The sequence below is a fragment of the Cellulomonas avistercoris genome, from assembly GCF_014836445.1.
In the GTDB taxonomy this organism is placed as follows: domain Bacteria; phylum Actinomycetota; class Actinomycetes; order Actinomycetales; family Cellulomonadaceae; genus Cellulomonas; species Cellulomonas avistercoris.
On sequence record NZ_JACSQV010000002.1, the window covers coordinates 387,110 to 400,953 of the forward strand.

14 protein-coding genes and 1 riboswitch are annotated in these 13,844 nt (G+C 74.5%); of the genes, 11 read left to right on the forward strand and 3 right to left on the reverse strand.

Annotated features, from left to right (window positions below):
• The first annotated feature begins 59 nt into the window (after positions 1-59).
• Positions 60-1,049 carry a pirin family protein gene (locus H9657_RS04050; protein ID WP_191780552.1) on the forward strand — a complete coding sequence of 330 codons (990 nt, stop codon included), beginning with the start codon at positions 60-62 and terminating at the stop codon, positions 1,047-1,049.
• A gap of 78 nt (positions 1,050-1,127) precedes the next feature.
• On the opposite strand, the gene H9657_RS04055 is transcribed toward H9657_RS04050, so the two are convergent.
• A complete protein-coding gene (locus H9657_RS04055) occupies positions 1,128-1,904 on the reverse strand; it encodes a class I SAM-dependent methyltransferase (RefSeq protein ID WP_191780554.1) in 777 nt (258 codons plus the stop codon).
• 92 nt (positions 1,905-1,996) lie between these two features.
• On the opposite strand from H9657_RS04055, the gene H9657_RS04060 reads away from it, so the two are divergent.
• The 7 genes from H9657_RS04060 to H9657_RS04090 all read left to right on the forward strand — a co-directional run bounded on the left by H9657_RS04060 (position 1,997) and on the right by H9657_RS04090 (position 9,353).
• A complete protein-coding gene (locus H9657_RS04060) occupies positions 1,997-2,215 on the forward strand; it encodes an SCO4848 family membrane protein (RefSeq protein ID WP_191780556.1) in 219 nt (72 codons plus the stop codon).
• Between the two features lie 41 nt (positions 2,216-2,256).
• Positions 2,257-3,276 carry a LacI family DNA-binding transcriptional regulator gene (locus H9657_RS04065; protein ID WP_225214538.1) on the forward strand — a complete coding sequence of 340 codons (1,020 nt, stop codon included), beginning with the start codon at positions 2,257-2,259 and terminating at the stop codon, positions 3,274-3,276.
• Positions 3,277-3,429: 153 nt separating this feature from the next.
• On the forward strand, positions 3,430-4,749 hold the full coding sequence (locus H9657_RS04070) for an ABC transporter substrate-binding protein (RefSeq protein WP_191780558.1): 1,320 nt from the start codon (positions 3,430-3,432) through the stop codon (positions 4,747-4,749).
• Positions 4,750-4,781: 32 nt separating this feature from the next.
• On the forward strand, positions 4,782-5,750 hold the full coding sequence (locus tag H9657_RS04075; protein ID WP_191780560.1) for a carbohydrate ABC transporter permease: 969 nt from the start codon (positions 4,782-4,784) through the stop codon (positions 5,748-5,750).
• Positions 5,743-6,582 carry a carbohydrate ABC transporter permease gene (locus tag H9657_RS04080; RefSeq protein WP_191780562.1) on the forward strand — a complete coding sequence of 280 codons (840 nt, stop codon included), beginning with the start codon at positions 5,743-5,745 and terminating at the stop codon, positions 6,580-6,582. The genes H9657_RS04075 and H9657_RS04080 overlap by 8 nt, the downstream gene beginning before the upstream one ends.
• Before the next feature lie 50 nt (positions 6,583-6,632).
• Positions 6,633-8,549, forward strand: coding sequence for a cellulase family glycosylhydrolase (locus H9657_RS04085; protein WP_318241273.1), 1,917 nt, complete (start codon positions 6,633-6,635; stop codon positions 8,547-8,549).
• Between the two features lie 3 nt (positions 8,550-8,552).
• Entirely contained in the window at positions 8,553-9,353 is an 801-nt protein-coding gene (locus tag H9657_RS04090; protein WP_191780564.1) for a DUF5995 family protein, read from the forward strand.
• A gap of 24 nt (positions 9,354-9,377) precedes the next feature.
• Here the strand turns inward: H9657_RS04090 and thiE are convergent, their stop codons facing one another.
• Positions 9,378-10,049, reverse strand: coding sequence for a thiamine phosphate synthase (thiE, locus tag H9657_RS04095; RefSeq protein WP_191780566.1), 672 nt, complete (start codon positions 10,047-10,049; stop codon positions 9,378-9,380).
• A 16-nt stretch (positions 10,050-10,065) separates the two neighbouring features.
• Positions 10,066-10,173, forward strand: a riboswitch (TPP riboswitch).
• Here thiE and thiO point away from each other — a divergent pair.
• From thiO to H9657_RS04110, 3 genes are all read left to right on the forward strand, one after another.
• Positions 10,164-11,372 carry a glycine oxidase ThiO gene (gene thiO, locus H9657_RS04100; protein ID WP_191780568.1) on the forward strand — a complete coding sequence of 403 codons (1,209 nt, stop codon included), beginning with the start codon at positions 10,164-10,166 and terminating at the stop codon, positions 11,370-11,372. (Overlaps the previous riboswitch by 10 nt.)
• A complete protein-coding gene (thiS, locus tag H9657_RS04105; RefSeq protein WP_191780570.1) occupies positions 11,369-11,710 on the forward strand; it encodes a sulfur carrier protein ThiS in 342 nt (113 codons plus the stop codon). The genes thiO and thiS overlap by 4 nt, the downstream gene beginning before the upstream one ends.
• Positions 11,707-12,576 (forward strand): thiazole synthase, encoded by an 870-nt coding sequence (locus H9657_RS04110; protein WP_191780572.1) that lies wholly within the window; start codon positions 11,707-11,709, stop codon positions 12,574-12,576. The genes thiS and H9657_RS04110 overlap by 4 nt, the downstream gene beginning before the upstream one ends.
• A 12-nt stretch (positions 12,577-12,588) precedes the next feature.
• On the opposite strand, the gene H9657_RS04115 is transcribed toward H9657_RS04110, so the two are convergent.
• Complete coding sequence (locus tag H9657_RS04115; protein ID WP_191780574.1) at positions 12,589-13,839, reverse strand: ThiF family adenylyltransferase; 1,251 nt, start codon at positions 13,837-13,839, stop codon at positions 12,589-12,591.
• Between the last annotated feature and the right edge of the window lie 5 nt (positions 13,840-13,844).

The window sequence follows — 13,844 nt, forward strand, 5'->3', positions numbered from 1 at the left end:
CGGCCGGCGGCGCGGCGGCCGCCCTCCCGCGTCGTCACGTCCGCACGTAGCCTGGCCGCGTGACGAACCTCGAGCCGCACCCCGACGAGCAGGTGTGCGTCGCCGGCCCGGCGGCCGACGTCGAGCTCGTCGAGCCGCGCGACGTGCCGCTGGGCGGGCCGCGGGCCATGACGGTGCGCCGCACGCTGCCGTCGCGGGCCCGCTCGCTCGTCGGCCCGTTCTGCTTCGCGGACCACTACGGCCCCGACGACGTCGCGGCGACGGGCGGCATGGACGTGCCCCCGCACCCGCACACCGGGCTGCAGACGGTCACGTGGCTGTTCGAGGGGTCGGTGCTGCACCGCGACGCGCTCGGCTCGGAGCAGGTCGTGGTCCCGGGGCAGCTCAACCTCATGACCGCGGGCCGCGGCATCTGCCACAGCGAGGAGGCCACGCCCACGCTGTTCCCCGAGCAGCGGGTGCTGCACGGCGTGCAGCTGTGGACGGTGCTGCCGGAGTCCGCCCGGCACGGCGAGCGCGCGTTCGACCACGTCGCCGACGTCCCGACGTTCACGGTCGACGGTGCGCTGGTCCGCGTCTTCATGGGGGCACTGGGCCCGGTGGCGTCACCGGCGCGCGCGTACTCGCCGCTCGTCGCGGCGCAGGTCGACGTGCCCGCGGGTGCGCGCGTGGTCCTGCCCGTCGACCCGGCGTTCGAGCACGGCGTCCTGGTCGACACCGGTGACCTGCGCTTCGAGGGCCACGACGTCGCCCGGTCGTGGCTCGCGTACGCGCCGCCCGGGCGGGACGTGCTGGTCCTCGAGGCCGGTGACGCACCCGTGCGGGCGGTGCTCATGGGCGGCGCACCGTTCGACGAGCCCGTCCTCATGTGGTGGAACTTCGTGGGGCGCACCCACGACGAGGTCGTCGAGGCGCGCGCGCAGTGGCAGGCCGCGATCGCGGGCGACACCACCGGGCTGGGCCGGTTCGGCGAGGTCCACGGCTACGCCGGCCCGCCGCTGCCGGCCCCCGACCTGCCGAACGTGCGCCTGCGCCCCCGCGAGCGCTGACGCACCGCACGTGGTCACGTAGGTGACCACTTTCAGGCCCGCACGCTCACGATCTGACCACTTCCGGACGGTCCGGCGTCACCGCTCCCGCACGAGCTGCGCCGACAGGTACCGCGTCGCGCCCGTCGTGAACCGGTCGTGCGTGCGCGTGCCGTCGAGGCCGGCGAACGGCCGGAACGCCGGCTGCACGAGGCGCGGGATCCAGTCCCGCACCAGCGCGGCACGCCGCGCGTCGTCGAGGCGCAGCGCGTGCAGCACCTCGGCCGTGATGTCGTCCTCGCGCACCGGCGCGAGCCCGCTGGACCGCAGCTGCGCGCGCGTGGCCGCGACGTCGTCCGCACCGCGGAAGTCCGCCCACGCGAACGTGCCGCCCGGGCGCAGCACGCGGTGCACCTCGGCGACGAACCTCTCCACCGACGGGTAGCAGTGCGAGGACTCGACGTTGAGCACGACGTCGAACGACGCGTCCTCGAACGGCAGCGCGAGCGCGTCCCCCTGGACGAACCGCAGCCCGGGCCCGCTGCGGTCCCGGCGGCTGAGCGCGACGGCGGAGGCCGCCAGGTCCACGCCCGTGGTCGTCCGCGGCCCGAGCGAGCGCGCCACCCACGACGCTCCCCCGCCGCGCCCGGACCCGACCTCGAGGACGTCCGCGCCGGTGAGGTCGAGACCGTCCAGGACGTGCGCGTAGAGCCCGACGCCGTACCGGTCCGGCTCGTCGGCGGGGTCGAGGACGAGCCGCGACGCGGTGGCGTCGAGCGGCGCCCAGCCGTAGTTCATGAACGTCCACGCGGGCTGCCGGACGCGCGCGCCGAGCAGCTCGTAGCACGCACGCCACGCGACCTGTCGCAGTCCCATCGGGCGAACGTACCGGTCACGCGCGTCGGGACGTCCGTCACACGGCCGACGGCAGCGACGACCCCGCGGCGGAGGTGTGCCACGATCGGTCCGTGGAGCTCCCCCTCGTGTGGTCCCTCGTCCTGGTCGCGGCGGGGGCGTGGAACCTCGTCGTGTGGCCGCAGTTCTGGCAGCGCGTCAGCGCCGACCCGCGCGCACGGGACGCCGAGGGCAACGTCACGCGCTTCTTCACCGTGCACCTCGTGCTCGTGTCCGTCTCGCTCGCGCTCGGCGTCGCCGTCGGGGTGCTCGGCGTGCTGACGCTCCTCTGACGCCGGCCGGCCGGGCCGACGGCGCCGGTAGCATCGGCCCCATGGCCGGGCGCGTGACCATCGGCGATCTCGCCCAGCGCCTCGGGCTGTCGAAGGCGTCGGTCTCCTACGCGCTCAACGGCCAGCCGGGCGTCAGCGAGCAGACGCGGGCGCGCGTGCTCGCGCTCGCACGTGAGCTGCAGTGGTACCCGAGCTCGTCGGCGCGCACGCTGTCCGGTGCGCGCACGGGCATCGTCGGGCTCGTGCTGTCCCGGGACCCCGACCTGCTGGGCACCGAGCCGTACTACATGCTCGTCCTGTCGGGCATCGAGGCCGAGCTCATCGACGCCGAGTACGGTCTGCTGCTGCGCATGGTCGGGTCGGAGCCGGGGCGCGACCTGCCGGTCTACGAGCGGTGGGCCGGTGAGCGGCGCGTCGACGGCGTCATGCTCTTCGACCAGCGCCGCGACGACCCGCGCATCCCGCTCCTGCGCGACCTCGGGCTGCCCGCGGTGCTCAACGGCGCGGCCGAGCCGGGGTCGGTCCTGCCGACGGTCGTGCCCGACGAGCACGGCGACGCGCGGCAGGTCGTCGAGCTGCTGCACGGCCTGGGCCACCGGTGGATCGGGCACCTGTCGGGCCCGTCGGGCCTGCTGCACGAGGAGCGTCGCGAGCTGCTGCTGCGTGCCGCGGCGGCCCCGGCGGGCATCGAGGTCGAGTCGATCCGCGGCGACTACACCATGGGGACGGCCGAGCGGCTGATCGGCGAACGCCTGCGCCGCGGGCCCGGGCCGACGGCGTGGGTCGCGTCGAACGACGTCATGGCGCTGGGTGCCGTGCGCGCGGCGGCGCGCGCGGGCGTCGACGTGCCCGGCCGGCTGTCCGTCGTCAGCTGGGACGACTCGCTGCTGTGCGAGATCGGCGCGCCGCCGATCACGGCGCTCGACCGCCACCCGCGGGACTTCGGCCGCCGGTGCGCGCGGGCGCTGCTGGCCGAGATCGCCGGGACCCCGGACGACGGCGCCGGTGCGCGCCCGAGCGAGCTGCGCGTGCGGTCCAGCACGGGGCCCGCCGCGCCCTGACCCGGGGCCGAGGCGACGGCGCACAGTTGGCGCGCCCCCTGACTCCTGTCACGAATTCGTCACGGAGGGTTCCCGTTCGGCCTAGTGGTGGGTAACGTGCTCCTGCGAACTGAACCGGTTAGGTAGTACCCGGCACACGACAAGGGAGTCCCCGTGAAGCTTCGCCACCTCGCTGCAGCGTCCGTCCCCGTCCTGCTCCTCGCGGCCTGCTCGGGCGGGGGAGGTGGTGGCGGCTCGACGTCCGGCGGCGGCGACGGGGACGTCACCCTCACCTACTGGGCCAGCAACCAGGGCACCAGCCTGGACAACGACAAGGAGGTGCTCACGCCGGTCCTCGAGCAGTTCACCGAGGAGACGGGCATCGGCGTCGACCTGGAGGTCATCGGCTGGAGCGACCTGCAGACGCGCATCCAGACCGCCGTCACGTCCGGCCAGGCGCCCGACGTCGTCAACATCGGCAACACGTGGGCCGTGTCCCTGCAGGCCACGGGCGCGTTCATGCCGCTCGACGACACCGCGATGGACGCCATCGGCGGCGCCGACAAGTTCGTCGAGACCGCGCTGGCCACCGGCGGCGAGAAGGGCAGCGACCCGACGTCCGTGCCGCTGTACGGGCTGGCCTACGGGCTCTACTACAACAAGGCGATGTTCGAGGCGGCGGGCCTCGAGCCGCCGACGACGTGGGAGGACATGGTCGCCGCCGCCCAGGCGCTCACCGACCCGGCCGCGGGCGTGTACGGCATGGCGCTGGCCGCGGGCAGCTACACGGAGAACAACCACTTCGCGTTCATCAACGCCACGCAGAACGGCGCCGAGCTCTTCGACGACGAGGGCAACCCGACCTTCACCGAGGACGGCGTGGTCGACGGCATCGTGCGCTACCTCGACCTCATGCAGGCCGAGGAGGTCGTCAACCCCGGCAACGCGCAGTACGACAACGCGTCGCTCGCGGTGGCGGACTTCGCCACCGGCAAGGCCGCGATGATCCTCAACCAGAACAACGCCAACGCGACCATCGAGGCCAACGGCATGGCCGCCGACGCGTACGGCGTCGTGCCCTTCCCCGCGCCCTCCGACGCCGAGAGCGACGTCGCCAGCCACGTCGCCGGCATCAACATCTCGATCTTCGGCAACACCGAGCACCCGGACGAGGCCCTGCAGCTCGTCGAGTACATGACCAGCGAGGACGTGCAGACGACGCTCGGCAAGCCGTTCTCGTCGCTGCCCGTGCTCAAGGACGCCCAGGCCGTCTTCACCGACGACCCCGAGCTGGCCGAGACGTTCACGCAGATCTACAACGAGCGCTCCGCGCCGCTGCCGCTGGTCCCCGCCGAGGACCAGTTCGAGACGACGGTCGGGCAGGCCATGAACACGATGTTCGCGACGATCGCCACGGGCGGCACGGTCACCGCCGACGACGTGCGCGAGGCCATGCAGACGGCCCAGGACCAGGTCCAGGCGTCGGTCGGCTGACGCACCGGTCCGCGTTCGCCGAGGGAGACCCCGTGGCCACGACCACCCCCACCGCACCGCCGGTGCCCGCCGCGCGCACCGTGCCCCGCCGCCGCACCCGCAAGAGCGGGTGGTGGCTGCCGTACGCGCTGCTGGCACCGGCGGTGGTGCTCGAGGTGTTCATCCACCTGGTGCCGATGCTCACCGGCATCTGGATGAGCTTCACGCAGCTCACGCGCTTCTTCATCCGGGACTGGACGTCGGCCCCGTTCGTGGGGCTGCGCAACTACCAGGTCGCGCTCGACGTCGACGGTGCCGTCGGGCGCGCCCTGCTCAGCTCCTTCGGGATCACGTGCGCCTACACGGTGCTCGTCGTGGGCATCTCGTGGTCGCTCGGCATGGCCGCGGCCGTGGCGCTGCAGCGGCCGTTCCGCAGCCGGGCGCTGTTCCGCACGCTGTTCCTCGTGCCGTACGCGTTGCCGGTGTACGCCGGCATCGTCACGTGGAACTTCATGCTCCAGCGCGACAACGGGGTCATCAACCACCTGCTCGTCGAGGACCTCGGGGTGATGCAGGACAAGCCGTTCTGGCTCATCGGGGGGCGGGCGTTCGCGTCGATCGTCATCGTCGCGATCTGGCGGATGTGGCCGTTCGCGTTCCTCATGCTGACGGCCGGCCTGCAGTCCGTGCCGGACGACGTCTACGAGGCCGCGGCGATGGACGGGGCGCACGCGTTCCGCTCCTGGTGGTCGATCACGCTGCCGATGCTGCGGCCGGTCAACCTCGTGCTCGTCCTGGTGATGTTCCTGTGGGTGTTCAACGACTTCAACACCCCGTACGTGCTGTTCGGCACGGCGCAGCCGGCGGCGGGCGACCTCATCTCGTTCCACATCTACAACGCGTCGTTCCTCACCTGGAACTTCGGCGCCGGTGCCGCGATGTCGGTGCTGCTGCTGCTGTTCCTGCTGCTCGTGACCGGCACCTACCTGATCGCGCTGAACCGGAGGTCGCGCCGTGCATGACACCCGGGCCTTCAAGACGTTCCGCGCGGCGGTGATCGTCGTGCTCGCGGCGGTCACCGCCCTGCCGCTCTACATCATGGTCACGTCGTCGCTGAAGCCGCTGCAGGACGTCCGCGGGGCGTTCTCGTGGTGGCCGAGCACCATCACGTTCCAGCCGTTCATCGACATGTGGACCACCGTGCCGCTCGCGCGCTACTTCGTGAACAGCCTCGTCGTGTCGAGCGCGGCCACGATCGCGAGCCTCGTGATCGCGATCTTCGCGTCCTACGCGGTGTCCCGCTACCGGTTCCGCGGCCGGTCGGTGTTCACGACGACGGTGCTCTCGACGCAGATGTTCCCCGGCGTGCTGTTCCTGCTGCCGCTGTTCATCATCTTCGTCAACATCGAGCAGGGCACGGGCTTCCAGTTCGTCGGCACCCGCATCGGCCTGGTCATCACGTACCTGACCTTCTCGCTGCCGTTCTCCATCTGGATGCTGTCGGGGTACCTCGACAACATCCCGCAGGAGCTCGACGAGGCCGCGCGGGTCGACGGCTGCTCCCCCGTCGGGGCGCTGCTGCGCGTGGTGCTGCCGGCGGCGCGGCCGGGCGTGATCGCCGTGGCGATCTACGCCTTCATGACGGCCTGGGGCGAGGTGCTGTTCGCGTCGGTGATGACGACCGAGGCGAACCGCACGCTGGCCGTCGGCATCCGGCAGTACTCGACGCAGACCAACGTGTACTGGAACGAGATCATGGCGGCCTCGCTCGTCGTGAGCATCCCGGTCGTCATCGGGTTCCTGCTGCTGCAGCGGCACTTCGTCGCCGGGCTGACCGCCGGGGCGGTCAAGTGAGCCGGGGCGTCCCGCGCCCCTCCAGCCACGTCGCCGGTCCGGGAGGGCCGGTGACGTGGCTGGGCGCCAACTTCTGGTCCCGCGCCGGCGGTCCGCTGATGTGGCGCAGCTACGACGGTGCGCTCGTGCGGCAGGAGCTCGCCGTCCTGGCCCGCCACGGGCTGACCATGACGCGCTCGTTCTTCTACTGGCCCGACATAATGCCCACCCCGACGACGCTCGACGAGGAGCAGTGCGCGCACTACGCGGACTTCCTCGACGCGCACACCGAGGCCGGCATGACGACGATCCCGACGTTCCTCGTCGGGCACATGTCCGGCGAGAACTGGGACCCGGTGTGGCGCGCGGGGCGGGACCTGTACACCGACGTCTGGATGGTCGGGCGGCAGGCCTGGTACATCAGCACGCTCACGGCCCGCTACGCCGCGCACCCCGCGGTCGCCGGCTGGCTGATCTCCAACGAGATGCCGATCTACGGCGGCGAGGGCCGGCGTGAGGACGTCGAGGCGTGGGCGCGGCTCATGGTGCACGCCGTGCGGGCCGGTGGAGGGGACCAGCCCGTGTCCGTCGGCGACGGGGCGTGGGGCATCGAGCAGACCGGTCACGACAACGGCTACTCGACGGTGGACCTCGGGCACCTCGTCGACTTCACCGGCCCGCACGTCTACCGCATGGAGTCCGACCAGGTGCGCCAGCACCTCAAGGCCGCGTGGGTGTGCGAGCTCGCGGCCGTGGGCGGGCGGCCCGTCGTGATGGAGGAGTTCGGGCTCTCGAGCGACTTCGTCTCCCCCGCCGGCGCCGCCGCGTACTACCGCCAGCTCCTGCACACCACGCTCCTGGCCGGTGCGACCGGCTGGATCGCGTGGAACAACACCGACTACGACACCGTCCTGGGCCAGCGGCCGTACGCCCACCACCCGTTCGAGCTGCACTTCGGCATCACGACGTCCGACGGCGAGCCCAAGCCGCCGCTGCTCGAGCTCGAGCGGTTCGCCGCGACGCTCCGGGAGATCGACCTGCCGCGGTGCGAGCGCGCCCCGGCGCAGGCCGCGCTCGTCGTGCCGTCGCACCTCGCGGCCGACTACCCGTTCACGAACGAGGACGAGCGCGCGCTCATCGTCCGCACCGGCGAGCAGGCGTACGTCGCGGCGCGCGCGGCCGACCTGCCCGTGGGGGTCGTGCGCGAGCAGACCGACGGCGGCCTGCCCGGCGGGTACGACCTGTACCTGCTGCCCTCGGTCAAGCAGCTGTGCGGGCCGTCGTGGGTGCAGCTGGTCGACCTGGCCGCCGCGGGCGCGACCGTCTACGCGTCGTACTGCGCCGGGGAGTCGCCCGTGCAGCGCGGGCCGTGGTGGATCCGCACCGAGGAGCTGTTCGGCGTGCAGCGCGAGCTCGCCTACGGGCTCGTCGACCCGATCGACGACGACGAGGTCGTCCTGACCTTCGAGGCGGACCTCGGGTCGCTGCACGCGGGTGACGTCCTGCGGTTCCGCGTCGCGGGCAACGCCGAGGCCCGCGCGTACCTGCCCGTGACGGTGCTCGACGCGACGGTCGTCGCGCGCGACGCGCACGGGCGGCCGGCGGTGGTCGTCAAGGACCACGGGGCCGGGCGCGCGGTGCTGTGCACCTACCCGCTGGAGTACCTCGCGAGCGCGCAGGGCCGCGTCAACCCCGAGGACACGTGGCGGTTGTACGACGCGCTCGCGACGGTCGCCGGGGTCGAGCGCCCGGTGCGCGTCCCCGACGACCCGCGGGTGCTGGTCGACCGGCTCGTCCAGGGCGACGGGCGCGAGGTCGTCGTGCTGGTCAGCGAGCACGCGGACGCTGTGAGCGTCACCCCCGAGGTGGCCGACGGCGGGCTGGAGCAGCTCGACGGGACATCCGTCGACGCCGTGGAGCTCGAGCCGTACGGGGCACTGGTGCTGCGGCGGCGGCCGGGCACGCGGCCGGCAGCGGACAGGAGCTGATGGATGGACGCTCCCGAGACCCGCCGCCCGGCCGGCGCCACGCCGGGCGCACCCGACCTGCTGCGCCTCGCCCGGCTCGCGGGCGACACACCACCGACGTCGATCCCGGAGGTCGTCGAGCGGCTGGAGGCCGTCCTCGACGAGGCCGCGACGTCCTCACCCCGCGGGCCGGACGACGGCATCGCGTCCTTCACCCGGCTCTACCTGACCATCACCCGCCGGATCGGCGAGATGGTCGCGAGCGGTGAGTTCCGGTCGTCCCCGTTCCTGGTGCGGCTCGACCTGGAGTTCGCCGAGCGGTTCTTCCAGGCGCTGCGCGACCACGCCGACGACGACGCCACGGCACCCGGGGTGTGGCGCGTGCTGTTCGACCACCGCAGCGACCCGGACGTGGCGCCCGTGAACTTCGCGGTGCTGGGCGTGAACGCCCACATCAACTACGACCTCGCCCCTGCGCTCGTCGCCACCTGGCGCACCGTCCCGCCCGACGCCGAGGGGGCCGACGGTGCGCAGCACCACGACTACGACCTGGTCAACGACGTGTTCGCGCTCGAGATGGACGGGCTGCGCGAGGAACTCGGGTCGCTGCTGTCCGGCGGACCCGACGGCGCACCGTGGGACGTCGGCGCGAACTGGCTCTCCGACCTCGTCGTCACGTTCACCCGCGACCTCGCGTGGATCGAGGCGACGCGCGTGTGGCGGCAGGGCGCGACCCCGCAGGCCTGCGCGGACTCGGAGCGACGGCTCGATGCGATCGCCACGTTCATCGGCCAGGGGGTGCTGCGGGCGCCGCTCCCGTTCTGACGTCCGGGCCGCGTCGCGGCGGCCTCAGTCGGGGACCGGGGCCACGAGCGCGCGCAGCCGCTCCGCGGCGTGCCGCGGGTCGGGCGCCTGCGTGAGCGCGCGCACGACGACCACGCGGCGCGCGCCCGCGGCGACCACGTCGGGGAGCAGCGGCTCGTCGACCCCGCCGATCGCGAACCACGGCGTCGCCGGTGCGGCGGCGGCGACCGCGCGGACGGCGTCGAGCCCGACGGGCTCGCGGCCCGGCTTGGTGGGCGTCGCCCGCACGGGCCCCACGCAGAAGTAGTCGACGTCGGGGTCCTCGTCGGCCGCGGCCGCGGCCTCGCCACCGCCGGACGAGCGCCCGAGCAGCACGCCGGGCCCGACGAGCGCCCGCGCCTGCGCGACGGGCAGGTCCCGCTGCCCGGTGTGCAGCACGTCGGCGCGCAGCGCGACCGCGAGGTCGGCGCGGTCGTTGACCGCGAACAGGGCCCCGTGCTCGTGCGCGAGGTCACGGACACGGGCACCGATCGCGAGCTCGTCGACGACGTCGAGCGTGCGGTCGCGCAGCTGGACCACGTCGACGCCGCCGGCCAGCACCGCGTGCAGGAACCGGTCGAGGTCGCCGGCCGCGCGCCGGGCGTCGGTGCACAGGTACAGGTGCGCGTCGGCGAGGCGGCTACGCCGCTGCGCGCGGACGTCGGAGGCGTCGGACATGTCGGGCAGCGTAGTGTGGCCGGCGCACGGGAGCCCCGCACGGAGCGGGGCTGAGAGGGCGTCAGAGCCGACCGTCGAACCTGATCTGGGTCATGCCAGCGAAGGGAGCACCGCGTGGCGAGCCCTGCCCGCCCCACCGCCCGCACCTCCTCGGCGAGCGTCGACGTCCTCGTCGTCGGCGGCGGGATCATCGGCCTGACCGCGGCCTGGCGCGCGGTCCGCGCCGGGTCGCGCGTCACCGTCGTCGACCCCGACCCGGGCGGCGGGGCCACGCACGCCGCCGCCGGCATGCTCGCGCCCGTCTCGGAGGCCGAGCACGGCGAGCACGGGCTCGCGCGCGTCAACGTCGCCTCGGCCGCCCTGTGGGGCGCGTTCGCGCGCGAGCTGACGGCGGCGTCCGGCGTGGACGTCGGCCTGGCGGCGTCGGGCACGCTGACCGTCGCGTACGACGCGGCCGACGCGCAGCGGTGCCGCGACCTGCTCGCGCTCCAGCGGTCGTGGGGGCTGGACGTGCACGAGGTGACGTCGGCGGAGGCCCGCGAGCGCGTCCCGCTGCTCGGGCCCCACCTGGCCGCCGCGACGTGGGCGGCCGGTGAGCAGCACGTCGATCCGCGCGCCGTGGCGCGAGCCCTGCGCGCGGTGCTCGCCCGCGACGCGCGCGCCCGCGTCGTGCCCGCCACCGCCGCGGGCCTGGTGCGCGACGCCCGGGGCGACGTCGTCGGCGTGCGTACCGCGGACGGCGGGACCCTGCGTGCCGGCCTCGTCGTGCTCGCCGCGGGGGCGCGGTCGGCGGACCTCGTGCGCGACGTTCCGGAGGTGGCGGTGCCCGTGCGTCCCGTCGTCGGCACGACGCTGCGGCTCGACGCGCGCGGGGCGCCCTGGTTCGCGGGCCTGCCTCTGCTGCGCGGCACCGTGCAGCACCGGCCCGTCTACCTGGTGCCGCGCTCGAGCGGCGAGGTCGTCGTCGGGGCGACGAGCGACGAGGGCGCACCGCCGGCCGGCACGCGGTCCGGTGACGTCTTCGCGCTGCTGCGCGACGCGCGCGCGCTCGTCCCGGGCATCGACGAGCTGCCGCTGGTCGACGTCACGACGCGGTCCCGCCCGGCGACGCCCGACCACCTGCCCCTGGTGGGACTCAGCGGTCTGCCCGGCCTGGTCCTCGCGACGGGGCACCACCGCAACGGCGTCCTGCAGACACCCCTGACGGCCGCGACGCTCGACGCGCTGCTGACCGGCGACGACCCGCCCGACGCCGCGCGGGCGTGCGACCCGCGGCGCCTGCTCACCCCCACCGCACCGACCACCACCGGAGGCCCCGCATGACCGAGACGCGCACGACCGACGCCCGCACCACCGACACCCGCACGGCCGACACCCGCACCGCCGACACCGAGGAGCTGCCGGTCGTGGCCGCACCACCCGCCCCCGTCGTGACGGTCAACGGCGTCCCGCAGCCGTGGGACGCCGGCCTGACGGTGGCGACCGTCGTCCAGGGCCTGCTCTCCGACGCCGCGACCGCTCCCGCGGGGTGCGCCGCCGGGACACCCACGGGCGTGGCCGCGGCGCTCGACGACGCGATCGTGCCGCGCGGTCTGTGGGCGGACACCCCGGTGCCCGCCGGCGCGCGGCTCGAGGTCGTCACGGCGGTGCAGGGCGGATGAGCGCGCCGACCAGCCCCGATACCGCCGCGACGCCCGCGGGCGCGGCGCCCGTCGTCGCCCCGTGGGACGGGGACGACCCGCTCGTCGTCGCCGGGACGGTCGTCGGTCCGCGCCTCGTGCTCGGCACGGGTGGCGCCCCGAACCTCGACCGGCTCGAGGACGCGCTCGTCGCGTCGGGCACCCGCCTGACCACCGTCGCGCTGCGCCGCGTCCGCCCGGGCGGTGAGCAGTCGGTGTGGGCGCTGCTGACGCGCCTGGGCATCCGCGCGCTGCCCAACACCGCGGGCTGCTTCACGGCGCGCGAGGCCGTGCTGACCGCCGAGCTCGGCCGCGAGGCGTGCGGCACGTCCTGGGTCAAGCTCGAGGTGCTCGCGGACGACGTCACCCTGCTGCCCGAGCCGTTCGGGCTCGTCGAGGCCGCGGACCGCCTGGTCCGCGAGGGCTTCACGGTCCTGCCGTACACGGGCGACGACCCCGTGGTCGCGCGGCGCCTGGAGGACGTCGGGTGCGCGGCCGTGATGCCGCTCGGCTCCCCGATCGGCTCGGGGCTCGGCATCCTCGACCCGCGCAGCATCGCGGCGATCGCGGAGCGCGCGCAGGTCCCCGTGATCCTCGACGCGGGCGTCGGGACCGCGTCGGACGCGGCCCTCGCGATGGAGCTCGGGTGCGACGGCGTGCTCGTCGCGTCGGCCGTCACGCGGGCCGCGGACCCGCCGCGGATGGCCCGCGCGATGGCGCTCGCGGTCCGGGCCGGGCGCGCGGCGCGGCTCGCCGGGCGGATCCCGCGCCGCGAGCACGCGCTCGCGTCCTCGCCGACGGACGGGCTCGTGGGACGCCCGCCCGGCAACCTCGACCTGGCCCTGTGAGGGTCCGGGCCGTCAGTACCGGCTGAGCGTCGGGTCGACGTCGTCGACCCAGGCGAGCACGCCACCGGCGACCTGGACGACGTTGTCGCGTCCGGCGGCGTGCGCGGCGTCGACGACGCGCTGGGACCGCGACCCGGCCTTGCAGTACACGGCCACGAGCCGGTCGCTCGGCAGGTCCGCGAGCGCGTCGCCGCCCCGCGGGCCGAGCAGCTGCCCGGCCGGCACCAGGACGGACCCGGGGATCGTGACGATGTCCCGCTCGAACTCCTCGCGCACGTCGAGCACGTACGGCGGGGCGGCGGAGTCGAGCAGGTCACGCAGCTGGAGCGCCGAGATCGCCGCGTCCGCCGAGACCCGTGCGGGCGACGGCACGTCGCAGACCTCGACCTCGGGCTCCGCGACGTGCGTGACCGGCGGGCGCGTCGGGTCGGCGACGACGCGCAGCTCGCGCCACGTCACGTCGGCGGCGTCGTAGATCGCGAGCCGGCCCAGCAGCGAGCGCCCCGCACCCGTGACGAGCTTGACGGCCTCGGTCACCATGACCGACCCGATCGTCGCGCACAGCGCCCCGAGCACCCCGCCCTCGGCGCACGTCGGCACGGTGCCCGGCGCGGGCGGCTCGGGGAACACGTCGCGGTACGTCACGGGCGCGTGGCCCTGCGGCGGGCGGGACCAGAACACGCTGACCTGGCCGCGGAACCGCTCGAGCGCCCCCCACACGTGCGGCACGCCCGCGATCGACGTCGCGTCGCTCACGACGTACCGGGTCGCGAAGTTGTCCGAGCCGTCGAGCACGAGGTCGTACCGCGAGACGATGTCGAGCGCGTTGGCCGCGCTCAGCCGCACGGGGTGCACCTCGACGGTCACCTCGGGGTCGGCCGCGAGCACGGCCTCGCGCGCCGAGTCGACCTTGCGACGGCCCACGTCGGCGGTCCGGTGCAGCACCTGGCGCTGCAGGTTCGACTCGTCGACCACGTCGTCGTCGACGATGCCGAGCGTGCCGACGCCCGCGGCCGCGAGGTAGAGCAGCGCAGGGCTGCCGAGCCCGCCGGCACCGATCACGAGGACGCGTGCCGCGGCCAGGCGTCGCTGCCCGCTGACGCCGATGCCCGGCAGGTTGAGGTGGCGGGCGTGGCGCGCGAGACGCGCGGGGGCGAGCGGCGGGCCCTCCGGCACGAGCGGCTCGCGGGCGGGCGCCTCGACGGTCGTGCCCGGTGCAGATGTCACGTGAGTCCCCCTCGACGGCCGACGTGCCGCGTCCATTGTGC

Bases quoted from the DNA above. Each gene is read 5' to 3' on its own strand.
- H9657_RS04055 (WP_191780554.1), bottom strand. From the start codon at position 1,904: ATGGGACTGCGACAGGTCGCGTGGCGTGCGTGCTACGAGCTGCTCGGC.
- H9657_RS04065 (WP_225214538.1), top strand. From the start codon at position 2,257: ATGGCCGGGCGCGTGACCATCGGCGATCTCGCCCAGCGCCTCGGGCTG.
- H9657_RS04090 (WP_191780564.1), top strand. From the start codon at position 8,553: ATGGACGCTCCCGAGACCCGCCGCCCGGCCGGCGCCACGCCGGGCGCA.
- thiE (WP_191780566.1), bottom strand. From the start codon at position 10,049: ATGTCCGACGCCTCCGACGTCCGCGCGCAGCGGCGTAGCCGCCTCGCC.
- thiS (WP_191780570.1), top strand. From the start codon at position 11,369: ATGACCGAGACGCGCACGACCGACGCCCGCACCACCGACACCCGCACG.
- H9657_RS04110 (WP_191780572.1), top strand. From the start codon at position 11,707: ATGAGCGCGCCGACCAGCCCCGATACCGCCGCGACGCCCGCGGGCGCG.
- H9657_RS04115 (WP_191780574.1), bottom strand. From the start codon at position 13,839: ATGGACGCGGCACGTCGGCCGTCGAGGGGGACTCACGTGACATCTGCA.